General features: G+C 59.2%; 21 protein-coding genes. 12 read left to right on the top strand and 9 right to left on the bottom strand.

Translation table 11 applies throughout. The annotated features are described in order from the left end of the window. Nucleotides 1–68 precede the first annotated feature (68 nt). On the top strand, nt 69–3,929 hold the full coding sequence (locus AFK63_RS13025) for an enterobactin synthase subunit F (protein ID WP_050568178.1): 3,861 nt from the start codon (nt 69–71) through the stop codon (nt 3,927–3,929). 310 nt (nt 3,930–4,239) lie between these two features. On the opposite strand, the gene AFK63_RS13020 is transcribed toward AFK63_RS13025, so the two are convergent. The 3 genes from AFK63_RS13020 to AFK63_RS13010 are packed head-to-tail and all read right to left on the bottom strand — an operon-like array spanning nt 4,240 to nt 6,079. Then, nucleotides 4,240–4,782, bottom strand: coding sequence for a 1,2-dihydroxy-3-keto-5-methylthiopentene dioxygenase (locus AFK63_RS13020; protein WP_038864213.1), 543 nt, complete (start codon nt 4,780–4,782; stop codon nt 4,240–4,242). Next, a complete protein-coding gene (gene mtnC / locus AFK63_RS13015) occupies nt 4,779–5,468 on the bottom strand; it encodes an acireductone synthase (protein WP_038864212.1) in 690 nt (229 codons plus the stop codon). The genes AFK63_RS13020 and mtnC overlap by 4 nt, the downstream gene beginning before the upstream one ends. After that, nucleotides 5,465–6,079 (bottom strand): methylthioribulose 1-phosphate dehydratase, encoded by a 615-nt coding sequence (locus AFK63_RS13010; RefSeq protein ID WP_038864211.1) that lies wholly within the window; start codon nt 6,077–6,079, stop codon nt 5,465–5,467. The genes mtnC and AFK63_RS13010 overlap by 4 nt, the downstream gene beginning before the upstream one ends. A 136-nt stretch (nt 6,080–6,215) precedes the next feature. Between AFK63_RS13010 and AFK63_RS13005 the strand changes: the two genes are divergently transcribed. After that, nucleotides 6,216–7,376 carry a pyridoxal phosphate-dependent aminotransferase gene (locus tag AFK63_RS13005; RefSeq protein WP_038864210.1) on the top strand — a complete coding sequence of 387 codons (1,161 nt, stop codon included), beginning with the start codon at nt 6,216–6,218 and terminating at the stop codon, nt 7,374–7,376. Here AFK63_RS13005 and citR read toward each other — a convergent pair. Further along, nucleotides 7,371–8,333, bottom strand: a complete 963-nt coding sequence (gene citR, locus AFK63_RS13000) for a DNA-binding transcriptional repressor CitR (RefSeq protein ID WP_038864207.1) — start codon at nt 8,331–8,333, stop codon at nt 7,371–7,373. The two genes, AFK63_RS13005 and citR, sit on opposite strands and share 6 nt — an antisense overlap. 580 nt (nt 8,334–8,913) lie before the next feature. Here citR and ahpC point away from each other — a divergent pair. Then, complete coding sequence (gene ahpC, locus AFK63_RS12995) at nt 8,914–9,477, top strand: alkyl hydroperoxide reductase subunit C (protein WP_038864206.1); 564 nt, start codon at nt 8,914–8,916, stop codon at nt 9,475–9,477. 260 nt (nt 9,478–9,737) lie between these two features. After that, nucleotides 9,738–11,303 carry an alkyl hydroperoxide reductase subunit F gene (gene ahpF, locus AFK63_RS12990; protein WP_053531577.1) on the top strand — a complete coding sequence of 522 codons (1,566 nt, stop codon included), beginning with the start codon at nt 9,738–9,740 and terminating at the stop codon, nt 11,301–11,303. 322 nt (nt 11,304–11,625) lie between these two features. Here the strand turns inward: ahpF and uspG are convergent, their stop codons facing one another. Then, entirely contained in the window at nt 11,626–12,054 is a 429-nt protein-coding gene (gene uspG / locus AFK63_RS12985) for a universal stress protein UspG (protein WP_038864192.1), read from the bottom strand. A 241-nt stretch (nt 12,055–12,295) separates the two neighbouring features. Between uspG and AFK63_RS12980 the strand changes: the two genes are divergently transcribed. Continuing rightward, nucleotides 12,296–13,528: a zinc-dependent alcohol dehydrogenase gene (locus AFK63_RS12980; RefSeq protein WP_038864191.1), complete on the top strand. Its 1,233-nt coding sequence runs from the start codon at nt 12,296–12,298 to the stop codon at nt 13,526–13,528. A 63-nt stretch (nt 13,529–13,591) separates the two neighbouring features. On the opposite strand, the gene rnk is transcribed toward AFK63_RS12980, so the two are convergent. Then, nucleotides 13,592–14,002 carry a nucleoside diphosphate kinase regulator gene (rnk, locus tag AFK63_RS12975; RefSeq protein ID WP_038864190.1) on the bottom strand — a complete coding sequence of 137 codons (411 nt, stop codon included), beginning with the start codon at nt 14,000–14,002 and terminating at the stop codon, nt 13,592–13,594. Between the two features lie 151 nt (nt 14,003–14,153). After that, the gene (locus tag AFK63_RS12970) at nt 14,154–15,530 is read right to left on the bottom strand and encodes a GntP family permease (RefSeq protein ID WP_038864189.1); all 1,377 of its coding nucleotides are present in this window, start codon (nt 15,528–15,530) and stop codon (nt 14,154–14,156) included. A 391-nt stretch (nt 15,531–15,921) separates the two neighbouring features. Between AFK63_RS12970 and AFK63_RS12965 the strand changes: the two genes are divergently transcribed. The 7 genes from AFK63_RS12965 to AFK63_RS12935 all read left to right on the top strand — a co-directional run bounded on the left by AFK63_RS12965 (nt 15,922) and on the right by AFK63_RS12935 (nt 24,026). Then, a complete protein-coding gene (locus AFK63_RS12965; RefSeq protein ID WP_038864188.1) occupies nt 15,922–17,187 on the top strand; it encodes an ABC transporter substrate-binding protein in 1,266 nt (421 codons plus the stop codon). 214 nt (nt 17,188–17,401) lie between these two features. Further along, entirely contained in the window at nt 17,402–18,355 is a 954-nt protein-coding gene (locus AFK63_RS12960; RefSeq protein ID WP_038864187.1) for a carbohydrate ABC transporter permease, read from the top strand. After that, nucleotides 18,355–19,200, top strand: a complete 846-nt coding sequence (locus AFK63_RS12955; RefSeq protein ID WP_038864183.1) for a carbohydrate ABC transporter permease — start codon at nt 18,355–18,357, stop codon at nt 19,198–19,200. The genes AFK63_RS12960 and AFK63_RS12955 overlap by 1 nt, the downstream gene beginning before the upstream one ends. Before the next feature lie 3 nt (nt 19,201–19,203). Then, the gene (locus tag AFK63_RS12950; protein WP_038864181.1) at nt 19,204–20,319 is read left to right on the top strand and encodes an ABC transporter ATP-binding protein; all 1,116 of its coding nucleotides are present in this window, start codon (nt 19,204–19,206) and stop codon (nt 20,317–20,319) included. A 9-nt stretch (nt 20,320–20,328) separates the two neighbouring features. Then, on the top strand, nt 20,329–21,984 hold the full coding sequence (locus AFK63_RS12945; protein WP_038864180.1) for a glycoside hydrolase family 13 protein: 1,656 nt from the start codon (nt 20,329–20,331) through the stop codon (nt 21,982–21,984). Next, nucleotides 21,984–23,660 (top strand): glycoside hydrolase family 13 protein, encoded by a 1,677-nt coding sequence (locus AFK63_RS12940; RefSeq protein WP_038864178.1) that lies wholly within the window; start codon nt 21,984–21,986, stop codon nt 23,658–23,660. Before AFK63_RS12945 ends, AFK63_RS12940 begins: the two co-directional genes overlap by 1 nt. 84 nt (nt 23,661–23,744) lie before the next feature. Continuing rightward, nucleotides 23,745–24,026 carry a hypothetical protein gene (locus tag AFK63_RS12935; protein WP_050568177.1) on the top strand — a complete coding sequence of 94 codons (282 nt, stop codon included), beginning with the start codon at nt 23,745–23,747 and terminating at the stop codon, nt 24,024–24,026. Between the two features lie 19 nt (nt 24,027–24,045). On the opposite strand, the gene rna is transcribed toward AFK63_RS12935, so the two are convergent. Together rna and dcuC are read right to left on the bottom strand one after the other, a co-directional pair. Beyond that, complete coding sequence (gene rna, locus AFK63_RS12930) at nt 24,046–24,852, bottom strand: ribonuclease I (RefSeq protein ID WP_038864176.1); 807 nt, start codon at nt 24,850–24,852, stop codon at nt 24,046–24,048. A gap of 107 nt (nt 24,853–24,959) precedes the next feature. Further along, nucleotides 24,960–26,321, bottom strand: coding sequence for an anaerobic C4-dicarboxylate transporter DcuC (gene dcuC, locus AFK63_RS12925; protein ID WP_038864175.1), 1,362 nt, complete (start codon nt 26,319–26,321; stop codon nt 24,960–24,962). Between the last annotated feature and the right edge of the window lie 193 nt (nt 26,322–26,514).

Genomic DNA, 26,514 nt, shown 5'->3' with positions numbered 1-26,514 from the left:
ACGTAACCCTGACACCGGCGACGCACGCCGCCGCGCTGCCGCTGGTCGCGGCGCAGCCTGGCATCTGGATGGCAGAAAAACTCTCCGACCAGGTCAACGCCTGGAGCGTGGCGCACTATGTGGAGCTGAACGGCTCGCCCGATGCGCCGCTGCTGGCGCGCGCCATCGTCGCAGGCATGATGGAGGCGGATACGCTGCGCATGCGCTTTGACGAGCACGACGGCATCGTCTCCCAGCGTGTCGACCCCGATTTCACATTCGATACGCCCGCGATAATTGATTTGCGCCATGAAGCTTGCCCACAGGCAGCGGCGCTGGCGATGATGCGCGCCGATCTGGAGCAGGATTTGCGCGTCGCGAGCGGCAAACCGCTGGCGCACCATCAACTGCTGCGCGTGGGCGACACGCGCTGGTTCTGGTATCAGCGCTATCACCATCTGGTGGTCGATGGCTTCAGTTTCACCGCCATTACCCGCCGTATCGCCGATATTTACCGCAGCTGGCATCGCGGCGAAGTCCCCGGCCCGTCGCCGTTTGTCGCTTTTACCGAGGTGGTGGACGAATATGCGCGCTATCAGGCGTCGGACGCCTGCGCCCGCGATGCCGCTTTCTGGGCGCAGCAGGTGCGCGAGCTGCCGCCGCCTGCGACGCTTTCTGACAAACCGCTGAGCGGACAATCCTCCACCACGGCGCTTATCCGCCGTTCGCTGCGTTTTGACGACGCGCAGTTCGCCGCGCTGCTGGCGAAGGCTGACGGGCTCGCCGCGCCGGACATCGCGCTGGCGCTGGTTGCGCTGTGGCTCGGGCGTCTGAGCGGGCGTAATGACTACAGCGCCGGTTTCATTTTTATGCGCCGCATCGGCTCCGCCGCGCTGTGCGCCACCGGCCCGGTACTCAATGTGCTGCCATGCCCGGTTCACATCGACCCGTCGCAGACGCTCGCGCAGTTTGCGGCAGGCTTCGCAAAGACGCTTAAAACGCTGCGCCGCCATCAGCGCTATGACGCCGAGCAGGTGCTGCGCGACAGCGGCAACGTGGCGCAGCAGACGCCGCTGTTCGGCCCGGTGCTGAATCTGAAAATGTTCGATTACCGGCTCGATTTCGACGGCGTCGAAGGTATCACGCACCAGCTCGCCTCAGGGCCGGTGAAGGATCTGGAAATCGCCCTTTATGTGGACGAACAGGGCGGCGTGACGCTGGAGCTGCTGGCCAATCAGCAGCGCTACGATGCCGCACAGATTGAGCGCCAGCTCGCCCGCCTGCCGCGTCTGCTGGCGCAGTTTGCGGCTGATCCTGAGCTTGCGTGCGCGCAGGCGGATCTGCTGGGTGAGGAGGATTATGCGCTGATTGAGCGCGTGAACCAGACCGCCATGCCGCTACCGCAAGAGACGCTCAGCAGTCTGCTGGACAAACAGGCCCTGGCGACGCCGCAGGCCGCCGCGCTGGCCGATGAACATTACGCGTTCACCTACCGCGAAATGCGCGAGCAGGTGCTCACACTCGCGGCGGAGCTGGTGCGTCGCGGGGTGGCGCCTGGGGATGTCGTGGCGGTCGCGCTGCCGCGCTCGGTATTTCTTTCGCTCACGCTCCAGGCCATTGTGGAAGCGGGCGCCGCCTGGCTGCCGCTTGATACCGGCTACCCGGACGATCGCCTGCGAATGATGCTGGAAGACGCGCGCCCGGCCATGCTTATCACCGCCGCGCAGGAGCAGGGCCGTTTTGCCGGGCTGGATCTGCCGGTGTTCTGCTATGAGGCGCCGCTGCCGGTGAACGCGCCGCAGCCGCTTGCCCGCTCGCGTCCGTCGCACACCGCGTATGTCATTTTCACCTCCGGCTCCACCGGACGTCCGAAGGGCGTGATGGTCGGCCAGACCGCCATCGTCAACCGGCTGTTATGGATGCAAAGCCACTACCCGCTCGGCGCGGATGATGTGGTGCTACAAAAGACGCCGTGCAGTTTTGACGTCTCGGTGTGGGAGTTTTTCTGGCCGCTTATCGTCGGCGCGCGGCTGGTGATGGCGCCGCCTGAGGCGCATCGCGACCCGCAGGCGCTACAGGCGCTGTTCGCGCGCTGGCGCGTGACGACGACGCACTTTGTGCCATCGATGCTGGCGGCGTTTGTCGGCGCGCTCGCCACGCCGCAGGCCGTTGATGCCTGCGCGTCGCTGCGTCAGGTGTTCTGTAGCGGCGAAGCGCTGCCGACCGGGTTATGCCGCGAGTGGGAGCGCCTGACCGCCGTTCCGCTGCATAACCTTTACGGCCCAACGGAAGCGGCCGTTGATGTGAGCTGGTATCCGGCTTTTGGCGAGACGCTCGCGAAGGTGGAAGGCCCGAGCGTGCCCATCGGTTTTCCGGTGTGGAATACCGGCCTGCGCATTCTGGACAGCGCTATGCGTCCGGTGCCGCCAGGTATGGCGGGGGACCTCTATCTCACCGGCATCCAGCTGGCCCAGGGCTATCTGGGCCGCCCTGATCTCACCGCCAGCCGCTTTATCGCCGACCCGTTCGCGCCAGGCGAGCGGATGTATCGCACCGGCGATGTGGCGCGCTGGCTTACGGACGGCGCGGTGGAATACCTCGGGCGCAGCGACGATCAGCTGAAAATTCGCGGCCAGCGCATCGAGCCTGGCGAGATTGACCGCGTCATGCAGAGCCTGCCGGACGTGGCGCAGGCCGTCACCCACGCCTGCGTACTGAACCAGAATGCCCGGACGGGCGGCGATGCGCGCCAGCTGGTGGGGTATCTGGTTTCCGCCTCCGGCGACGCGCTGGATGTCGACGCGCTGCGCGCGCGCTTAAGCGCGCTTCTACCCGCGCATATGGTGCCGGTAACGCTGATTCAGCTTCCCGCGCTACCGCTCAGCGCCAACGGCAAGCTGGATCGTAAAGCGCTGCCGCTGCCGCAGCTCACCGCCCGCGCGCCAGGGCGTCAGGCGGCGCCAGGCGTGGAAATGACGATCGCGCAGGCGTTTTCACAGCTTCTGGGCGTGGACGTGACCGACGCGCAGGCCGATTTCTTCGCGCTCGGCGGCCATTCGCTGCTGGCGATGCGGCTTGCGGCACAGCTTACGCGCGAGCTGGAGCGGCCGGTAACGGTCGGGCAAGTGATGATTGCGCCGACGGTGGAAAAACTCGCGGCGCAGGTAAACGCGGACCTGAGCGATGCGCAGGCGGAACAGGCGGGCTTCGACGCGGTGTTGCCGCTGCGCGATGGTACCGGGCCGACGCTTTATTGCTTCCACCCGGCGTCGGGTTTCGCCTGGCAATTCAGCGTGTTGCAACGCTGGCTGTCGCCACGCTGGGCGATTACGGGCATTCAGTCGCCGCGCCCGGACGGCCCGATGCAGCAGTGCGCGTCGGTCGATGAAGTGTGCGATCGCCATCTCGCGACGCTTCGTGCGCTACAGCCGCACGGCCCGTACTGGCTGTTCGGTTATTCGCTTGGCGGCACCATCGCGCATGGCGTCGCCGCGCGCTTAAAGGCGGCGGGCGAAGAGGTGGCGTTCCTCGGCCTGCTCGACACCTGGCCGCCGGAAACCCAGAACTGGCAGGAAAAAGGCGAGCAGGAGCTCGACCCGGCAGTGCTGGCGGAGATTGAACGCGAGCGGGCGGCGTTTGTCAGCGCGCAGCAGGGGCAGGGCTCGACGCGGCTGTTTGAAACGATTGAAGGGAACTATGCTGACGCAGTGCGGCTGCTCTCGACCGCGCGCAGCACGCGCTTTGACGGCGATGCCACGCTGTTTGTCGCCGAACGCACCGTGACGCCGGGCCTCAACCCGCGCGACGCATGGGCGCCCTGGACGCGCGCGTTAGAGGTGCATAACATCGATTGCGCGCATGTGGAGATAATCTCCCCATCCGCGTTCGAGGTGATAGGCCCGCTGCTGCGGGAAAGGCTGGATCAGGAGGCGGCGAAGGGCGATCTATAAGAGCGGTGATATCGTTCCGTTCGCCATCACGCCGCGTTTCTCTCTGCGCTTTTTTCACGCGAACGTGCAAAGGGGGCTCGCCGTCGCCCCCTTTGCCATCGCGGCTCCCGGCGGAACATCGGCCTGCGGGCCGATTTTTTTGAGCCGGAATACCACCGCTTTACCGCACCCGCCGTGGGTTTCCATCCAGGGAGGTGCGCTTCGCTTACTCACCCTGTAACAGAAACCGGGGCTGACCGTCTGGCGGGTAAGCGTTAGCGGCCCCGCCACTCATAACCGTCCGCCATCCGTAACCCCGTCATCCCCGGGCTTACGCGAGGCGCGGGTAACTTTCGGCGATGGGGCTGCCGGTGAAGTTCGCAATCCATCCTTCGGGATTATCGAAAATGCGGATCGCCGTGAAATGCGGCTGCGAGCCCATATCAAACCAGTGCGGCGTACCTGCCGGCACCGAGATCAAATCGTTTTTCTCGCATAACACCTGGTAGATTTTGTCGCCGATATGGAGGCAAAACAGCCCCGCGCCTTCGACGAAAAACCGCACTTCGTCTTCGCCGTGGGTATGTTCGTTGAGAAATTTGCCGCGCATCGCCTCTTTTTGCGGGTTATCGGCGCGCATGCTGATGACATCCCAGCTCTGATAGCCCTTTTCCGCCACCAGCCTGTCGATCGCATGTTGATAAGCGTTTAACACCGCCTCCGGCGTTGGGTTATCGCCGAGCTCGCGGTCGGCCTGCCAGCGCTCGAACCGCACGCCCTGTGCGTTAAGCTGTTCGCGAATCGCCTCTGCATCGGTGCTCTGCCACAGCGGTTCGCGGGCATCATTATCGGCAAAAATCGTCAATGCGCTCATGTCGGGATCTGCTCCGGGTGGATGTCATCGAAACGGGAAACCTGGGGGTGGGTGCTTTGCGGATCCGGCTCGCCGCGAATCAGCTGAAGGGTTTTCCAGCCCGCCTCACGCGCGGCGTCCAGCTCTTCATGGATATCCGAGAGAAACAGCATCTGATGCACCGGCACGCCAGTTTTCATGGAGATATTGCGGTAGGACGACACCTGGCGTTTAGCGCCGACCTGGGTGTCGAAAAAGCCGCTCAGCAGCCCCGAAACGTCGCCTTCATCGCTGTAACTGAACAGCAGTTTTTGCGCCGGAACGGAGCCGGAAGAGTAGATGAAGATATCGATATCCTGATCGCTCCAGCGGCGCAGCGCGGGTACGACGTCCGGGTAGAGGTGGCCGGTGAAATCGCCATTTACATAACCTTCGCGCCAGATATGGCCCTGAATGGATTTCAGCGCCGGGGATTTACGATCTTCATCCATAAATTTGAAGAGGGTGTCAATCAGCTGATCGACTGACGCTGCCGGCTGGTGGATCTCGCCGCGCAGTTCGTTAAGCAGCAGATTCACCGGTTCGCGCTGCTCGCCTGAGCGGATAAAGCGCTCCAGACGCTCGCGCGCATACGGAAACAGGACGTTATGAACGAAGCGGATATCGGTCGTGGTGCCTTCAATATCGGTAACAATGGCGCGGATCATGCTCTCTCCAGCAGGCGTCGCTGCATTTCACATTCAAACAGGAATTCGAGCCCCTCCAGATGGCGACGCGCTTGCACGACATCTTCCCCCCAGCAGGTCAGCCCGTGGCCGCGCAGCAAAAAACCGTAGCGCAGCGGAAACTGGCGGTGATGATGCGCAATGCGCTCCGCCAGAGCACCAATATCCTGATCGTTATCGAAAATGGCAACAGGCACGTCATCAAGATGGGTGGTTTGTCCGGCAAGCGATTTCTGCATCTCGTAACCGGTAAGGCGCAGCGTGTCGCTTTTCTCCACGCGGGAGAGCACCGTTGCGTTGACGGTATGCACATGCAGCACGCAGTTTGTCTCAGGGAAGAGGCGATAAATCAGGGTATGCAGGCCGGTCTCGGCGGAGGGTTTACGGCCAGACGGCGCGCGCGAGGTGGCGATTTCCACCTGTAAAAAATCGTCCGGCGTCAGGCTGCCTTTATCTTTGCCCGACTCGCTCAGCCAGCACCAGCGCGCGTCTTCACGCAGCGACATATTGCCGCCGGTGGCGGGCGCCCAGCCCTTTGCGCCGATCCAGTGGCAGGCCGCCACCAGTTGCTCCAGTTGGCTCTCTTTACTCATCGCATCCCCGCAGGCATATCGTTAGCGTTTAGACGTCTAAGCGTCTTGATTGCCAGAGAGTAGCATCGTGTTATAGTGTCGGCAACACAAAGACAACACCATAACAACACGACACCGAGCGAAAGGATCAGCCGTTATGAGCCACACCCCGTTGACGCCAGAAAGCAAGCTGCCCGCGCTGGGCACGACCATTTTTACCCGTATGAGCGCGCTGGCGCAGCAGCATCAGGCGATTAATCTGTCGCAAGGATTCCCGGATTTCGACGGCCCGCGCTGTTTGCAGTCGCGGCTCGCGCACCACGTGGCGGCGGGCGCAAACCAGTACGCGCCAATGACCGGCGTACAGGCGCTGCGCGAGGCGATTGTCGATAAAACCGAGGCGCTCTACGGTTATCGCCCGGACGCCAGCCTTGACGTGACCGTCACGGCAGGCGCGACCGAAGCGCTCTATGGCGCCATTACGGCGCTGGTGCGCCCTGGCGATGAGGTCATCTGCTTTGACCCGAGCTATGACAGCTACGCGCCCGCAGTGGCGCTCTCTGGCGGCGTGCTGAAGCGCATCGCGCTGACGCCGCCCGACTTTAGCGTCGACTGGCAGCAGTTCCCGGAATGGTTAAGCGATCGCACCCGGCTGGTTATCCTCAATACGCCACATAACCCCTCCGCCACGGTCTGGCGCAAAGCGGATTTCGCAGCGCTCTGGGCGGCGATTGCGGAGCGTGAAATCTATGTGTTGAGCGATGAAGTCTATGAGCACATCTGCTTTGCCGACGAGGGGCACGCCAGTGTGCTGGCGCATCCACAGCTGCGCGAGCGGGCGATTGCGGTGTCATCGTTCGGCAAGACCTATCACATGACCGGCTGGAAAGTGGGGTACTGCGTGGCGCCCGCGGCGCTCAGCGCCGAGCTTCGCAAAGTGCACCAGTACCTGACGTTTTCGGTCAACACCCCGGCGCAGCTGGCGCTGGCGGATATGCTGCGCGCCGAGCCGGCGCACTATCTTGATCTGCCCGCGTTTTACCGGGCGCGGCGCGACACGTTTATTCAGGCCCTCGCGGGAAGCCGCTTTAAGATTTTGCCCTGTGAAGGCACCTACTTTTTACTGGCGGATTACAGCGCGATTTCCTCACTGGATGACGTCAGCTTTTGCGAATGGCTGACCACGGAGGCGGGCGTCGCCGCCATTCCGCTGTCGGTATTCTGCGAGGCGCCATTCCCGCACAAACTCATCCGGTTATGCTTCGCCAAGCAAGAGGCGACGCTGCTGGCCGCGGCAGAACGGCTGGCGCGTTTATAAGGTCGGCTGATCCGGTGGCGCGCCGCCCTGTTTTAGCGCGGCGGGCACATCGTGCAGAAAATGCTGTTCTATCCGCGACACGAAGTTCACGAACGACGCGTTGGTTAACGATGAGCGGTTGTAGATAAGGTAGTAGTCTATCTGCGGCAGAGTGATGTTCAGCGCCACTGGCCGCAGCCGGAAGACCGAGCGGTAGCGGCGCAGCGTGGAAACGGGCAGAATGCCGACAAAGTCGGTTTTGCCAATTACCGCCATGATCGCCGACGGCGAGTTACTGGTAAACGCGATTTGCCGCTCGCCGATAAGCTCGGATGACTTCACGTGGAAGTGTTTCTGACCCTCTTCGGTGCCGTTAAACAACGTGAATTTTTCCTGCGCCAGCGCGGCCTCGTCGGCGCGCTCCCCCAGCCGCGGATGGTTTTCGCCGCACACCAGCACGGTCTCCTCGCTAAAGCAGTGTTTGCAGATCATTGAATGGCTGACGACAGGCGTCATGCCGATTATCAGATCGGCTTTGCGATAGGCCAGCAAATCTTCTGCGGTTTCGCTGGCGAGCGTGGTGTCGTAATGCTCCAGTTCGAAATCGTAAAGCTCACGAAACGCGCTCACTAACTCCGGCAGATGATCCGCCGCCAGCGACGGCGGGCAGTAGAGCACGAAGTTTTTACGCAGCGGCGCGCCCTGCATCATATTGATGGTCTGCTCAAGCTGATTCAGATTGTCTTCGAGATAGTGATGCAGATTGGTGCCGACGGTGGTGGGCGTGATGCCTTTGCCGGAGCGGACAAACAGCGGATCGTTAAGCTGGTTGCGCAGGCGCTGCAACGACTGGCTTATCGCCGAGGGCGTGAGAAACAGCGCTTCAGCCGCCTTGCTGACGCTACGATGTAAATAGATACACTCAAAAATAACCAGAAGATTGAGGTCGAACTTTTTCAGATCCTGCAAATTTGCCATGGCAGCCTCGCAACGAGACGAAAGGGTTTTTATGGTTTATGCATTCTCTGTAAATAATAGATAAGGAATATGTTTTTGTGCGTACGAAGCGGGGCATATTCTGAAAAACCGAGCGGCCTTCACAGAAGCCGCCTGGCCGCGAGCGCAAGGGCGTTTTATACCGCGTGAAAGGCAAGTAAAAGCCATTTAATACAATATGTTGAGCGATAAAAAGACAACGTGTAAAGCGCGCGGCCCGTTGTTAAGCTATGCCTATCAGAGCCATAGACGGGAATAATCTTCGCCTGCGTTGCCCTTAAGGCAGGAGAGTGTTCTAATCGCAGGAATGCTTGTGTCGTAAATAGCGGCGCAGCACTTTGCCAGCACGCTGGCTCTGACGTTACCTGCGGGTATCTCAGCGACTCAGGCCGCCCGTTCAGGTGGCTTTTTTATTTTTTTCGCCCGTTGGCGTCAAAAGTTCATAAGGTTGTCCCGGAAGCGTTGTTAGCTATCACTTATTGATTTGATAATACAAACGCATTGGCCCGGGTTGCTAAAATTCGATACCTTACGTCCCATCGAAAACACGGAGGAAGTATAGATGTCCTTGATTAATACCAAAATCAAACCTTTCAAAAACATGGCGTTCAAAAACGGTGAGTTCATCGAAGTTACCGAGAAAAACACTGAAGGCCGCTGGAGCGTATTCTTCTTCTATCCGGCTGACTTTACTTTCGTATGCCCGACCGAACTGGGCGACGTGGCTGACCATTACGAAGAGCTGCAGAAACTGGGCGTAGACGTTTACTCCGTTTCTACTGACACCCACTTCACCCACAAAGCATGGCACAGCAGCTCCGAAACCATCGCGAAAATCCAGTACGCGATGATCGGCGACCCGACTGGCGCCCTGACCCGTAACTTCGAAATCATGCGTGAAGACGAAGGTCTGGCTGACCGCGGTACTTTCATCGTTGACCCGCAGGGCGTTATCCAGGCTATCGAAATTACTGCTGAAGGCATCGGCCGCGACGCGTCTGACCTGCTGCGTAAAATCAAAGCAGCTCAGTACGTTGCTTCTCACCCAGGCGAAGTGTGCCCGGCTAAGTGGAAAGAAGGCGAAGCGACGCTGGCTCCGTCTCTGGACCTGGTTGGCAAAATCTAATTTTTCTTCGGCTTTTGCTGCATAGCTGTGTTGGCATCACTCTCGCGCCCCGGTCACTTACTTTTGTAAGCTGCCGGGGACTTAAGAGTTCGCCGCCTTGCTCTGCAACAAAAATCCTTCGAAAAATACAGGCATTATCACGGGTGCAGTTCTGCACCCGTTTTTTTGAAAACGCTTTTACGCGCTCTCATTTAAGTTGCAACGCGGCGCAGCCTGTACGAGGCGGCTTAAATGAGGAAGCGTAAGCTCAGGAGAAAATTATGCTCGACACAAACATGAAAACCCAGCTCAAGGCGTATCTTGAGCGTCTGACAAAGCCTGTTGAGTTAGTGGCCACGCTGGATGACAGCGCGAAATCAGCAGAAATCAAAGAACTGCTGACAGAAATCGCTGAGCTGTCTGACAAAGTCTCCTTCCGGGAAGACAACACGCTCGCGGCGCGTAAACCTTCATTCTTAATCACCAACCCAGGCTCAACCCAGGGCCCGAGCTTTGCGGGCTCGCCGCTCGGCCACGAGTTTACCTCGCTGGTGCTGGCGCTGCTGTGGACCGGCGGTCATCCGTCGAAAGAGGCGCAGTCGCTGCTGGAGCAGATCCGCGATCTGGATGGCGATTTTGAGTTCGAAACATATTATTCGCTCTCCTGCCACAACTGCCCGGATGTCGTGCAGGCGCTGAACCTGATGGCGGTGCTGAACCCGCGCATCAAGCACACCGCTATCGATGGCGCGGTGTTCCAGAATGAAATCACCGAGCGCAACGTAATGGGCGTGCCGGCGGTGTTCATGAACGGCGTGGAGTTCGGCTCCGGTCGTATGACGCTTGCGGAGATTGTGGCGAAAGTCGACACCGGTGCTGAAAAACGCGCGGCGGAAGAGCTGAACCAGCGTGACGCGTACGACGTGCTGATCGTCGGCTCCGGCCCGGCGGGCGCGGCGGCGGCGGTATACTCCGCACGTAAAGGCATCCGCACCGGTCTGATGGGCGAGCGTTTCGGCGGCCAGGTGCTGGACACTGTGGATATCGAAAACTACATCTCCGTGCCGAAAACCGAAGGTCAGAAACTGGCGGGCGCCCTGAAAGCGCACGTAGACGACTACGACGTTGACGTTATCGATACCCAGAGCGCGACGAAGCTTATTCCGGCGGCGAGCGAAGGCGGCCTGCATCAGATTGAAACCGCTTCCGGCGCGGTGCTGAAAGCGCGCAGCGTTATTGTGGCGACCGGCGCGAAATGGCGCAACATGGGCGTGCCTGGCGAAGATCAGTATCGCACCAAAGGCGTGACCTACTGCCCGCACTGCGACGGCCCGCTGTTTAAAGGCAAACGCGTTGCGGTGATCGGCGGCGGTAACTCCGGCGTGGAAGCGGCGATTGATCTGGCGGGTATCGTTGAGCACGTAACTCTGCTGGAGTTCGCACCGGAAATGAAAGCCGACCAGGTACTGCAGGACAAACTGCGCAGCCTGAAAAATGTCGACATCATCCTGAACGCGATGACCACCGAAGTGAAAGGCGACGGCACGAAGCTGACGGGTCTGGATTATCAGGACCGCGTGACCGGCTCCGTGAAGCATCTGGAAGTGGCGGGGATCTTCGTTCAGATAGGTCTGCTGCCGAACACCACCTGGCTGGACGGCGCGATTGAGCGTAACCGTATGGGCGAAATCATCATCGACGCCAAATGCGAAACCAGCGTGAAAGGCGTGTTCGCGGCCGGCGACTGCACCACTGTGCCGTACAAACAGATTATCATCGCCACCGGCGAAGGCGCGAAAGCGTCGCTGAGCGCGTTTGATTACCTGATTCGCACGAAAACCGCGTAAGAATAAGAAAGTAAGACACCTGCGTAAAAGCCGCCTGCAAGGGCGGCTTTTTTATTGGCGCGCGGTGGGTGCGGCTTCGTTATTCATCCCTGTTTATCGTCAAAAACGTTTACTTCACGAGGGGCCGTCATGACCTCTCTGCCGCTGCGAGCGCTCCGGTTCAAGGGTTTCAGGGGGGCTCATGGGTAGGGATGATACTGAGCCTTGCGCGCCGGTTAACATGATCCCGCTCGCGAAAAAGGGCTTAACGTCAACGCAGGGCGGGTAAGCGCCAGCGCACCCGCCATTTATCCTCAAATCACGCGCCATGTATGCGCAGGCATTACCGCACCACAAAAACCGGCACATGGGCGTGGCGCACCACACTTGAGGCGTTTGAGCCTAACAGGTGGGTGCTTATCGACGGATCGCGCGAACCGATGACCACCACGTCGGCGCGTAACTCTTTCGCCATCGCGTTAACTTCATCGCGCACGCTGCCGAACCGGATATGGCTGCGCAGACGGTCTTCCGGCAGGGTGAAATGGTGCTTCAGGGTTTGCAGGCGCGCATTCGCCTCGGCTTCAAGATGCTCTTCAAACCGGCGGATATCGGCGGCGAAGCGGTGGAGGCTCAGGTTGGCCGAGCCGGGCAATACATGTAGCAGATGAATAATCCCAGCCTGCTGCGCCAGAAATTCCGCATGGGCAATCGCTTTGTCGCTCAGTTCCAGTTCAAACACATCAACAGGCATCAGAATAGTGTTGTACATCGTCACTCCTCCTTTAGCGGTTATCAGCGCCTGCATAAAACCATATTTTTTGAGCGGATAATTTTAGCCGCCCGACAAATTTGTCCTTTTTTACACCGCAGCTTTGCCAGGAAAACTCTCAAAGCCGCCGCGCCACGAGCCGATTCCGCGGCGGGCGGGCCATCCGGTCTACCCTTGGTGTAGACCAGATGAACTTTCGCACTGGAACCTGTCTCTTTTTACTCTCTGCCAGGAGGTCGTAATGAAGGCGTTAACCTACCACGGGCCGCATAACGTTAAAGTTGAAAATGTCCCGGACCCGATTATCGAGGCGCAGGACGACATTATTCTGCGCGTCACGGCCACCGCGATTTGCGGTTCCGACTTACACCTCTATCGCGGCAAAATTCCGCAGGTGCATCATGGCGATATTTTCGGCCATGAATTTATGGGCGAAGTGGTGGAAACCGGCAGCGCGGTGAAAGATATCCGCCGTGGCGACCGTGTAGTGATCCCGTTTGTTATCGCCTGCGGGGAGTGTTTTTTCTGCAAGCTGCAGCAATATTCCGCCTGTGAGACCACCAACAAAGGCACCGGCGCGGCGCTGAATAAAAAACAGATCCCGGCGCCCGCCGCGCTGTTTGGCTACAGCCACCTCTATGGCGGCATCCCGGGCGGCCAGGCGGAATATGTCCGCGTGCCGAAGGGCAATGTCGGGCCGTTCAGGGTGCCGCCGGTGCTCTCCGACGATAAAGCGCTGTTCCTCTCTGACATTCTGCCGACCGCCTGGCAGGCCGTGAAAAACGGCCAGGTGCAGAAGGGCTCACAGGTAGCGATTTACGGCGCAGGCCCGGTCGGGCTTCTGAGCGCCGCCTGCGCGCGGCTGATGGGGGCCGAGCAGATTTTTATGGTCGACCATAACGACTATCGTCTCGCGTTTGCCAAAGAGCGCTACGGCGTTATCCCGATCAATTTTGACGACAACGACGATCCGGCGGCGTTCATTATCGAAAACACGCCGGGCAACCGCGGCGTGGACGCGGTCATTGATGCGGTTGGCTTCGAAGCCAAAGGCAGCCTGACAGAAACCGTGCTGTCGAATCTCAAAATCGAAGGCAGCAGCGGCAAAGCGCTGCGCCAGTGCATCGCGGCGGTGCGCCGCGGCGGCGTGGTGAGCGTGCCGGGCGTGTACGCGGGCTTTATCCACGGCTTCCTGTTTGGCGATGCGTTTGATAAAGGCATCAGCTTCAAAATGGGCCAGACGCATGTGCATGCGTTCCTGCCGGAGCTGCTGCCGCTTATCGAGCAAGGGCTGCTGACACCTGAGGAGATAGTGACGCACTATCTGCCGCTCGAAGACGCCGCGCGCGGCTATAAGATTTTCGAGAAGCGAGAAGAGGAGTGCCGCAAGGTGATTCTGGTGCCGGGCGCGGCGACGCCGGAGGCGGCGCGCGATAAAGTCACCGCGCTGATGAATGCGCCGTTGCAGCCGTAGAACGGGCGCATAAACAGAAAGAGGATGCCGGAGCATCCTCTTGTTTTTTGCCGCCATGCGGGCTTAGCGGTGATATTCGCCCGCCGCTTCCGGCTGGTAGAGCAGTTCCAGCACTTCGATATGCGTTTCGCTGCCGTCCGGCAACGGCCAGCGGATGGCGTCGCCCACGCGCAGCCCCAGCAGCGCCGCGCCCACCGGTGCCATCACCGACAGCGAGTCGTCGTTGCTGCCTGCAAGCTGCGGGTAAACCAGCTGCCGCTCGTATGTTTCACCACTCGCCAGATCGCGGAATTTCACCCGGCTGTTCATCGTCACCACATCCTGCGGCATCGCCTGCGGGCTGACCATCCGGGCGCGATCCAGCTCATCGTTCAGCGCGTCGGCGACCGGCAGACGCGCGAACGCGGGCTGTTCCAGCAGGCTATCGAGACGTTCGGCATCGAGTTCGTTGATGATAAGGGCAGGTCGGGACATTTCTTACTCCATGTCGTTGAATCAGGCAGCGTTTCGCCGTTAACAAGCGTCCAAAGAAAAACCCTCACCGTCAAAACGATGAGGGTCCGCGTCAGAGGATGATACTCAGCCTTGCGCGCCGTTTGAAGTGACCTGGGTCACAAAACGGGGCTTAAAGCAGGATGCTGCCCACCGTCGCCAGCAGGAAGGCGATAGTGCCCAGCAGGGTTTCCATCACGGTCCAGGTTTTCAGCGTGGTTTTCTCATCCATCTCAAGGAAACGGCCCACCAGCCAGAAACCGGAGTCGTTGACGTGTGAAAGCACCGTCGCGCCGCCCGCGATAGCGATAACGATAAAGCAGAGGTCGAACTGGCTTAAGCCTGGCGTCGCCTGCACCATCGGCGCGACCAGCGCGGCGGTGGTAGTCAGCGCGACGGTCGCCGACCCTTGCGCCACGCGAAGCGCGGTAGAGATAACAAACGCTGCCAGGATAACCGGCATGCCGGTATCAGAGAGTACGCCCGCCAGCGCGTCGCCGATGCCGCTTGCGCGCAGCACGCCGCCGAACATGCCGCCCGCGCCGGTCACAAGGATAATCCCGCAGATAGGTCCGAGCGCGCCGTCGCAGACTTTCTCCAGATGCTGGCGGCTGTGGTTGCGGCTAAATACCATCAGCGCGAAAAACACGGTGATCAGCAGCGCCACCGGGGTTTTGCCGAGCATACGCAGGAAGTTCACCACGCTATTATCGGCGCTGACCCAGCCCAGCACTTTGGCGGTGTTGAGGCCCGTATCCAGGAAGATGAGCGCCAGCGGCAGCAGCAGAATGGCCAGCACCATGCCAAATGACGGCGGGCGGTGCGTCGGGTCGGCTTCCACTTCGCCAAGGAAAGACGAGGGCAGTTTGATATCGAATTTCTTACCGGCGTACTGCCCATAGAGATAGCCGCCGAAATACCAGGTGGGGATCGCGATAATCAGCCCCACGATCACCAGCAGGCCGATATTAGCGCCCAGCAGTTCGCTGGCGGCAACCGGGCCTGGATGCGGCGGCACCAGCGCATGCATGGCGGCGAACGCGCCCGCCGCCGGGAAGGCGTATTTCAGCGTCGAGCCACCAAAACGTTTCGCCACGCTGAAGATAATCGGCAGCATCACCACCAGGCCGGCGTCGAAGAAAATCGGGAAGCCGAACAGCAGCGAGGCGACGCCCAGCGCGAACGGCGCGCGGTGTTCGCCAAATTTATTGATAAGCGTGTCGGCCAGCACTTTCGCCCCGCCGGAGATCTCCAGCATACGGCCTATCATCGCGCCGAGTCCCACCAGCAGCGCGACGCCCGCGAGCGTGCTGCCAAAACCGGTCAGCAGCGTGGGCACGACTTTATCAAACGGCACTTTGGTCAACAGCGCCACAACGATACTGACCAGGGTAAGAGCAAGAAAAGCATGCACTTTAAAGCGCATGATAAGTACCAGCAGCAGCACGACGGCACAGGCGGCAATGCCCAGCAGCGTACCGGCGCCATAAGCGTAAGTGGTTTCTGTCATCGTTATTGTCCTCAACATGGGTACAGTGAAACCGTAGCCTGGTCTGCGGTTTTCTCACTGATACCGGTAACATGATACTGGTAACATGCAGAGGGTTGTAAACAGGGGGTGTCATATTTATTAACATTTTGAGATCACCGTCAAACTCCCGCTTTCGCGGAGCCTGACGATGCATATCCCGCCTGACGCTTCTGTCAAATTTTCCGGCGCATTTTTTTCACTAAATCGCCAGATTTGTTGGCTATATCGAGCTTTTTTGTTGTGAAGTGGCCACGAAGTTGTCGCTTTGGTCTGTCGTTAACTAGCTTAGGATCGTGATGATATGCCGTACATCGCGCTGTATACGGCGGCGCAACGCCACCGGACCCTGATCAGTGCATAAGAGGACATCATGAAAAAGCTCACCTTCACGTTTCTGACCGTGGCGCTGGCGGGCACCAGCCATTTCGCCTTTGCCGATACCCTGCGCATGGAATGTCCCGTCTCTCCCGGTGGCAAACAGTACTGCCAGTACATCAAAGAACGCTTTGAGAAGCAGACGGGCAACCAGCTCGAATTTATCGAATTCCCGGCCGCCTCGGATGAAAAGCTGGCGCTGCTGCAACAGCTGTTCGCCGCCAAAGATGAAAAAGCGGTGGATGTGTTTCAGTCCGACACCATCTGGATTGGCCTGCTTGATAAGCAGACGCTCGATCTCACCGATGCCATGGGGGGGATGGAAAAAGAGTTTTTCCCGGGGCCCTGGAAGAACAACACCGTGAATGGACGCCTGAAAGCGGTGCCGTCATATATCGACACCGGCGTACTGTTTTATCGCAAAGACTTACTGGAGAAATATAAAGAGCAGCCGCCGAAAACGTGGGACGAGATGACGCGTATCGCCACCAAAATCCAGGCGGAAGAGCGCAAGGCGGGGCATAAAAATTTCTGGGGATACATCTTCCAGGGCAAATCATATGAAGGGCTGACCTGCAATGCGCTGGAGTGGATCGATTCCTATGGCGGCGGCACGTTTATCGACGAAAAAGGGAACGTGACCATTAACAATCCGAAAGCGGCGCAGGCGCTCGATATGGCGCGCGGCTGGATGGGCAAGATAACGCCGAAGGGCGTGCTGGGCTACAAAGAAGAAGAGTCGCGCACGGTGTTCCAGAATGGCGATGCGCTGTTTATGCGCAACTGGCCTTACGTCTGGCAGTTGTCGCAGGCGGATGACAGCCCGCTGAAAGGCAAGGTGGGCGTGATGCAACTGCCTGCCGGGCCGGACGGGCGTCAGGCGACGACGCTCGGCGGCTGGCAGTGGTCGATTAACGCCAATACTAAAAACCCGCAAGCCGCGATTGCGCTACTGAAAATCTTAAGCGACGACGACTCGCAAACCACGCGCCTGAAAATCCTCGGTCACGCGCCGACGCGCGTCGCGCTTTATGAAAACAAAGACGTGCTGGCGATTGCGCCGGAGCTGACCCAGTTCCGCGATATCTTCGCCCAGGCGGTGCCGCGACCGGCGACGGTGACGAAAGCCCAGTATCCGCGCGTGTCGAACGCGGTGTTCAACGTGACCTTTAGCGTGCTGAACGGCAAAGAGGACGGCAAGAAAGCCACCGCGGATCTGCAAAAACGCCTGACGCGCGCAAAGGGCACCGGCTGGCGGTAAAGGCGGGATAACGATGTGGGGGCGGGTGCGCTTTGCTTACCCGCTCTGCACGTGACGAAACTGCGTGTCGCAGGGCGGGTAAGCGGCGCGCCCCCGCCATTCAAACCTGATAAACGCCGCCACACAGGGAACGAATTTCCCCTCGCGCCTGCGCGAAGAAAGCCGGAGCGAGGGCAATACCGTCGTGTCCGTCAACATGCTCAACGGAGCGCTTATGAAATCCGATAGCCTTACGCAGCCGCCGACAGCCCGGCGGCACAAGGTCTCCTGGCATCAGCGCCGTCGCCGCGTGGCGTGGGGGCTGGTGCTGCCCTCGCTGATCCTGCTGGCGCTGGCGGCGGGCTGGCCGCTCGCGCGCACTATCTGGTTCAGCTTCACTAACGCCATGCTCGACGCGCCGCAGGACTATCAGATGGTCGGCGTCGCCAACTATTTTGCGCGTCAGGATGGCGTCAGCATCGGCGTGCTGAGCGACCCGCTCTGGTGGCAGGCGGTAGGCAATACGCTGTGGTTTACCTTCACCTCGGTGGCGCTGGAGCTGCTGCTCGGCATGCTGCTGGCCCTGCTGATGAACGAGAAATTTCGCGGTCAGGGGCTGGTGCGCACCGCCATTCTCATTCCGTGGGCCATTCCGACTATCGTCAGCGCCAAAATGTGGGGCTGGATGTTCCACGACCAATATGGCGTGGTGAACGATCTGCTCGGCAAAATCGGTCTGCCGTCACACCTCGCCTGGATTGCCGAGCCGTCGCTCTCCATGTGGGCGGTGGTGATTGCCGACGTCTGGAAAACCACGCCGTTTATGGCCCTGATGCTGCTGGCGGCCCTACAGCTTATCCCGGCGGATCTCTACGAGGCGGCGAAAGTGGACGGCGCCAGCCCCTGGCAGCGCTTTAAGCGCATTACGCTGCCGCTCATTATGCCAGCGCTGGTCGTGGCGCTGATTTTCCGCGTCATGGATTCGATGCGCATCTTTGACCTCATCTACGTGCTGACCTCCAACAGCGAGGCGACGATGTCGATTTCTGGCTACGCCCGCGAGCAGATTGTCTCTTATCAGGATATGGGCATGGGCTCCGCGGCGTCGGTGCTGGTATTTATGATGGTGGCGGGCATCGCGGCCTGCTTTATCCGCGTCGCGCGTTTAAACGACAAGGAGAAGAACTGATGAAAATCACGCGCGGGCAGCGCAGGGCAGGGCATAAAGCGGTGATTTTTATCGGCGCGCTGATGGCCTGTCTGTTCTGCGTTTTTCCCTTTTACTACGCGATTATTACTTCGCTGCGCGCAGGCCAGGAGCTGTTTACCCCGGCCTATTTCCCGACCGGCTGGCACTGGGATAACTATGTGGTCGCGCTGGTGGATAATGGTATCGCCCGCAGCCTGCTGAATTCCGTGCTGGTGGCGGTGGTGACGGTAGGGCTGTGCCTGCTGGTGTCGGTGACCGCCGCGTTCGCGCTGGCGCGCGTGCCGTTTCGTGGGCGGCGCGTGCTGCTGTTCACCATTCTGTGCGTCTCGATGTTTCCGCAGGTGGCGGTGCTGACCGGCATGTTCGAACTGGTGCGCTTTCTCGGGCTGTATGATTCGCTCGGCGCGCTGGTTATCTCCTACACCACCTTCTCGTTGCCGTTTACCGTCTGGGTGCTGACCACGTTTATGAAGTCGATTCCGGTGGAGCTGGAGGAGGCGGCTATCGTTGACGGCGCGACAACCGGCACCATTATTCGACGCGTGTTCGCCCCGGTACTGGCGCCCGCGCTGGTGACGACCGGGCTGCTGGCGTTTATCGGCGCGTGGAATGAATTTATGTTCGCGCTGACGTTTATTATCTCCGGCGACAAGCGCACCGTGCCCGTCGCCATCAGCATGTTCAGCGGCGCGTCGAGCTACGAGCTGCCGTGGGGCAGCATTATGGCCGCGTCAGTGGTGGTGACGCTGCCGATTATTATTCTGGTGCTGATTTTCCAGAAACGTATTGTCAGCGGGCTCACCAGCGGGGCGATAAAGGGGTAAATCATGGCGCAACTCCGGTTAGAAAAAGTGCAGAAACGCTACGGCTCTCATGCCGAGGTGATAAAGCCGCTCGATTTACAGATTAACAGCGGAGAGTTTGTAGTGGTGGTCGGACCGTCCGGCTGCGGCAAATCGACGCTCCTGCGCCTGGTGGCAGGGCTTGAGGAGATTACCGATGGCGATATGTATATCGACGATCTGCGGGTAAATGACGATTCGCCCTCCGATCGCGGCATCGGCATGGTGTTCCAGTCCTATGCGCTCTATCCACACATGACCGTGTACCAGAATATGGCTTTCGCGCTCGAAATGGCGAAAGTGCCTGAAAAGGCGATCGACGAGCGGGTGCGTGAAAGCGCGCGGATTTTACAGCTGGAGCATCTGCTGGATCGTCGTCCGAAAGATCTCTCCGGCGGTCAGCGCCAGCGCGTGGCGATAGGCCGGGCGATTGTGCGTGAGCCGAGCCTGTTTCTCTTTGATGAACCGCTCTCGAACCTTGATGCTTCGCTGCGTGTGCAGATGCGTATGGAGATAGCGGCGCTGCATAAGCGTATCAACGCGACCATTCTCTATGTTACTCACGATCAGGTGGAGGCGATGACGCTCGCTGATCGCATCGTGGTACTTAACCAGGGCCAGATTGAACAGGTCGGCTCGCCGCTTGAGCTCTACGATACGCCTGCCAACGTCTTTGTGGCGCAGTTTATCGGCTCGCCAAAGATGAATCTGATCCCCGGCAAAATGCTGCGCATTATGGAGCACGCCTGCGAAGTGGAGCTGGAAAACGGGCTGCGGCTGACGCTGCCGATACAGGCGCAAGCGGGCAAGGAAGGCGACGCGGTGCAGCTCGGCATTCGCCCCGAGCATGTCGGGATAATGACGCTTGCCAAAGCGGACGTGGAGGGGGAGGTGCTGTTCGTCGAACATATGGGCAATGAGACCCTGATTTACGTCAACGGCGGTTATGGCGCAGAACCGCTGGTCATGCGCCATACTGAGAGGCTGGAGATACGGCCGGAGCACCATCTGGGCCTGAAACTCCCACCGGAACACTGTTATCTTTTCGACAGCGCGGGCAGGGCGTTTGTACGGCTCAGCGGCCCGAAAAACCAGCACTAAGGGAGCGTGATGAAAGCAATCGACAAGAAGTGGTGGCACAACGCGGTGGTCTATCAGATCTACCCGCGCAGCTTTATGGACGCCAACGGCGACGGCGTGGGTGACCTGGCCGGGATCATCAGCAAACTCGACTATCTGCAACAGCTTGGCATCAACCTTATCTGGCTCTCGCCGGTCTACAAATCCCCGATGGACGATAACGGCTACGATATCTCGGATTACGATGATATCGCCGCCGAGTTCGGCACGATGGCGGAAATGGAGCAGCTGATTCATGAAGCGAAAGCGCGCGATATTTATATCCTGATGGATCTGGTGGTGAACCACACCTCGGATGAACACCCGTGGTTTATCGAGGCGAGAAAGGGCAAAGATAACCCGTACCGCGACTTCTACATCTGGCGCAAACCGGCGCCGGACGGCGGCCCGCCCAATGACTATCGCTCGCACTTTGGCGGCAGCGGCTGGGCGTATGACGAGGCGAGCGGCGAATATTATCTGCATCAGTTTTCCGTTCGCCAGCCCGATCTCAACTGGGAAAATCCACGGGTGCAGGAGGAGATCCACGCGATGATGAACCGCTGGCTCGATAAAGGCATCGGCGGCTTTCGCATGGATGTTATCGATCTTATCGGTAAAGAGGTTGACCGACAGATCATGGCGAACGGCAAGCACCTGCATGTGCTGCTGCGCCAGATGAACGAGGCGACCTTCGGCCCGCGCGATTCGCTGACTGTGGGTGAAGCCTGGAGCGCCACGCCGGAAGATGCGCTGCTCTACAGCGACCCGGCGCGCCAGGAGCTGTCGATGGTGTTTCAGTTTGAGCATATCAAGCAGACCTGGGACGAAAAAGCCGGCAAATGGCGCAGTAAGCCGTTCGAGCTGTCGCGTTTTAAGGCGGTTATCGACAAATGGCAGACGGCGCTCGCCGACCGCGGCTGGAACTCGCTGTTCTGGAGTAACCATGACCTGCCGCGCGCGGTGTCGAAATTCGGCAACGACGGCGAATTCCGCGAGGTGTCGGCCAAAATGCTTGCCACCGCGCTCCACTGCCTGCGCGGTACGCCCTATATCTATCAGGGCGAAGAGATAGGCATGACCAATGTGCGTTACTCCACCATTGAAGAGTACCGCGACATTGAGAGCCTCAATTTTTATCGCGAGCTTATCGCCGGCGGCCTGACGCATGACGAGATGATGACCGGTATTTACGCCAACGGACGCGATAACGCCCGCACGCCAATGCAGTGGGACGACAGCCCGCACGGCGGGTTTACCACCGGTATGCCGTGGCTTGGCGTTAACCCGAACTATCGTGAGATAAACGTCGCCCAGGCGCTGGCCGAGCCTGACTCTATTCTCTGGCACTATCAAAAGCTGGTGGCGCTGCGTAAACAGTACCCGATTCTGGTTTACGGCGATTATCAGATGCTGTTTGCCGAACATCCTGAAGTGTTCGCCTGGGTGCGCCGCTACGAGGGCGACACGCTGCTGGTGATTAACAACTTCTTCGGCAACGCCATTACGTTGCCCATTCCGGAAGCGATGCAGGCGTGGCACGGCGAGTGCCTTATCAGCAACTACGCGCCGCGCGACCAGCTCGCCGTGAGCCTGGAGCTGCAACCTTATGAATCTTTCGCGCTGTTAATTCATCAGGAGGGGTAATGATTGAGGCAACGACGCAGGTAGAAGGCCGCTGGTGGAAAGAGGCGACGGCCTACCAGATTTATCCGCGCAGCTTTAAAGACAGCAACGGCGACGGTATCGGCGATCTGAACGGGATTATCGAGAAGCTCGACTACCTGAAAGATCTCGGCATCGACCTTATCTGGATCTGCCCGATGTATCCATCGCCCAACGACGATAACGGCTACGACATCAGCGACTATCAGGGGATCATGGCGGAATTCGGCACAATGGCCGATTTTGACCGGCTGCTTGCGGGCGTACATCAGCGCGGCATGCGGCTTATTCTCGATCTCGTCGTCAACCACACTTCTGACGAGCATCCGTGGTTCCTGGAGTCGCGCTCCTCGAAAGATAACCCGAAACGCGACTGGTATATCTGGCGCGATGGCAAAGACGGCGCCGAGCCGAATAACTGGGAATCTATCTTCAGCGGCTCGGCATGGAAGCGTGATGAGGTGACCGGCCAGTATTTCATGCACCTGTTCAGCAGCCGCCAGCCGGATCTCAACTGGGAAAATCACGAGATGCGCGCCGCCGTCTACGACATGATGCGCTGGTGGCTCGATAAGGGCATCGACGGTTTTCGCATTGACGCCATCGCGCATATGAAAAAGGAGCCGACGCTCAGCGATGTGCCGAACCCGGACAAACTGCCGTATGCGCCGTCGATGGTGGCGCACCTCAACTACGACGGCCTGCTGGATTATGTGGACGATATCTGCCGCAACGTCTTTAACCATTACGACATCGTGACGGTGGGCGAGATGAACGGGCTGGATGCGGATCACGCGGAAGAGTGGGTGGGGGAGAACCGCGGACGGCTCAATATGGTGTTTCAGTTCGAACATGTCCGGCTCTGGGAGCCACAGGCGGGCCTGCGACCGACACCCGCCGTGCTGCGTAATATCTTCACCAGCTGGCAGCAGGCGCTGGAAGGCAAGGGGTGGAACGCGCTGTACGTGGAAAACCACGATGTGACGCGGGTGGTTTCACGCTGGGGCGATACTGAACGCCACTGGCGCGAGAGCGCGACCTGTATTGCGGCGATGTATTTTCTGATGCAGGGCACGCCGTTTATCTATCAGGGCCAGGAAATCGGCATGACCAATACCCGGTTTGCGAGCCTTGATGATTTCGACGACGTCTCGGCGCATAACAAAGCGCGCGATCTGCGAGATCAGGGCATGAGCGAAGAAGACATTGTCGAATTCCTGACGCGCACCGGGCGCGATAACTCACGCACGCCGATGCAGTGGGACGCGTCGCCGTACGCCGGTTTCAGCACTCACGAGCCGTGGCTGAAGGTGAACCCGAACTACGAGATGATCAATGTCGAAAGCCAGCAGCACGACCCGCATTCGGTGCTCAATTTTTATCGGCAGATGATCCACCTGCGTAAGCGCGAACCGGCGCTGATCTACGGGCGTTACGAGCCGCTGCTTGACGATCATGAGCAGATTTACGCTTATGGACGCACGCTGGGCGAGGAGCGCCTGGTGGTGCTCTGTAACCTCTCCGGCAAGGCTGCGGAATGGGAGGCGCAGGCGCTGTCGCTTGACGGCGCTACCTGCCTGCTCGCCAATTTCAGCGAGAGTCCGGAGGGGCATCGCCTGAAAGCCTGGGAGGCGCGGGTGTATAAACTGGCGACATAACGCGCGTCAACCTGTGACGTAACAGCATTTTTTGGAAGACAGATCGCGCCACAATGGCGCGATTTTTTTACATGGATGCAAATGATGATGCGTAAAACCGTTCTGGCCGCGCTGGCGTTACTGGCAATGTGGCAGGTATCCCCGGCGCTTGCGGCATTAAGCGACGATCAGGTCAAAGAGCAGATTATTCAGGAGGAGATTGACAATTATTCCGGCAATTGCCCGTGCCCTTATAACACGATGCGTAACGGTCGTGCCTGCGGCGGGCGCAGCGCGTGGAGCCGGGAAGGGGGCGCTTCGCCAGTCTGTTACAAACGCGAGGTGACCGAGGAGATGATCCGCGAATGGCGCGAGCGCAACGAATAATCGCGCTCGCGCGGATGGCTTAATACCCGACGGTATCAAGGATAAAGTTTTTCCCACAGTTGCCCGGATGCGGCTGCGGCGCGAACGCGTCGGCGCTGAGCGGCGCGTTGATTTGCGCGGCGTTCAGCGAGATCTGCATTTCGGTGAGATAGGCTGGGTTACCGTTGCAGGTGAGTTTGACTGCACGCACGCTCTGACGTCCAAAGGCTTTGGCGACGGCAGTATCAAACGCCTGACGACTCACCGCTTTGCCGTAGTTGGCCGCCAGAAACGCGCCCAGCGGACTCTGCTTGATCTCGTTGTTCATGCGGACCATCGTGCCGAAATAGGCGTCCGGATCAAAACCAAAGCAGACGCCGTGCTTGGCATATTCGTAGCGTTCAAGGCAGGAGTCGCCGCCCGCGCCAGGCATGGTCTCACTCAGTTTCTCCGCCGTTTCCAGCGACAGGCCGGTTTCCGCCGCCTGGCATTTTCTGTCGGCGCGGGCGAGCGGCATATTCGGCACAGGACGCGTGGCGCAGCCATAGCGCATCCAGCGTTTATCGTCGACGCCGCGCGCGGCGATGGATTTCGGCAGGCCAGGCCACAGGCCGTGCACCGTCAGGTAGTTGCGTTTATCGTCTTCTTCTTTTTGCAGCGCGCATTCGGTTGGTTCGTCGCGGTGACGCTCATGCATGCTCTGGCAAAAACCAGTCTGCCAGGAGAGCGCCAGCACGTAGCGATCGAAATCGCCATACTGCTTCGCTTCCAGCGGCTGCGCGGCGGCGGTTGTCGCGGCCATCGCCAGCAGCGCGCCTGCGGCGAGTAAAACTTTCCTGTTAACCATGGTATGGGTCCGAAATCGACGGGATAAATGACAAAGATGTGTCATTTAACCATAAAAAAAGCGCCGCGAGGGCGCTTTTCGGACAGATTCCGCTTAAGAGCAGAAGATTATGCCGCCACCAGCAGTTGCGTGGCGAGGATCACGACGATTAATCCAACCAGCACCGGCACCGAAGTGCGTTTTACTACTTCAAACGGCGAAATCTGCGCCATACCGGCAACCGCGACCACGACGCCGGAAACCGGCGACAGCGTACGGCCCAGGTTAGAGGCCTGAAGCATCGGGATAGTCAGATAGGCCGGGTTAATGCCGGCGCTGTGGGCAAGCTTCGGGATCATCTCTACAAACGCATAGAACGGCGCGTTGCCGGAGCCGGTGGTCATCGCGGCAAGCATAGTGAGCGTGACCAGCACCAGCATCAGAATAATACTGGCGGAGCCAAAGGAGGTGGCGACAGAGATCAGGCTCTGAATAAAGCCGATAGTGCTGAGGCCCTGGGCGAAAACCCCGGCGGCCACCAGCAGAATGACGACGCCCGCGAAGGCGTCCGCCATGCCCCGGTAAGCGACCTCCAGCCCGGCAAAGACTTTTTTACTGTCAAAGCCGCGCAGGAATTCAATAATGGCAGTCAGCACGATACAGATCACGAGAATGGTGATGATGTGCAACTGCGGGCCCCATTTACCATCAAAAATCAGCACGCCGATGATAGGACTGAACGGCAGGATGGCGTAAAACGCGGGCGCATGGGTTTTAATATCGTTCACGTCGAGCATTTCATGGCTGACCTGCTCTTTTTTATCCAGCCAGCGCTGCCAGAAGAAATGCGCGATCGCCATGCTGATGATCGCGGCGATGGAGATGGGCAGCGTGGTTTTAAAGGCGAAATCGATAAGCGGCATCTCAGAGGCCTGAGCGGCCAGCACCACATCACCGGAGGTGGGTGAGAGGATAATCGCCGCCGGTGAAGCGCAGATGGCCGCCGCCGCGCCGCGGCTGATGCCGACGTTCACCATTACCGGAAACAGCGTGGCCATCAGGAGTACGCCAAGCCCGGTGGCGGATGAGACGGCCAGCGACATCAGGCAGGCGACAAAATAGGCGGCAATCATCAGCACGTAAGGGGAGTTGATATAACGCAGCGGACGCGAGGCGAGTTTCACGACCATATCGTTTGCGCCGGTGTGCGTCATATAAGCCGCAAAACCGCAGAGCATCATAATCATCATGCCGAGATCGCCGCCGCGGCTCATCAGCAGAATTTTAATGTATTCAAAAATATCGCTGATGGCATAACCGGTACTGGTTTCTTTTGCCGGTAATATCGCGTGACCCATTAGCGCGCTAATGATTAACAGCAGCAGGCCGCCAACAAAAAGCACGCCGGTGGCGGAATAACCTTTAATGATATAACGCGCGACTCCCACAATAACCACGGCTCCTGTGAGGAGTTCCAGAATTGTTCCCATAATTGCCTCTGTTGAGCGACCGGAAAATAGCCTGGCGACGATAGGTGTATGGCTCAGGCGAGATGCGGGGGAATGTGCCTTAATTACGCTGAGTGTTATCTGATACATATCAATAAACTCTCTGCTAGTGGATAAGGCAAAGGGCAAGAAAATAATGTATTTATAAATTAATGGCTTGCATAAGGCAACCGAT

This window comes from Cronobacter muytjensii ATCC 51329, from assembly GCF_001277195.1.
Lineage (GTDB): Bacteria > Pseudomonadota > Gammaproteobacteria > Enterobacterales > Enterobacteriaceae > Cronobacter > Cronobacter muytjensii.
Note: the sequence above shows the minus strand (reverse complement) of the source record. Positions and strands in the feature narration are given on the sequence as shown.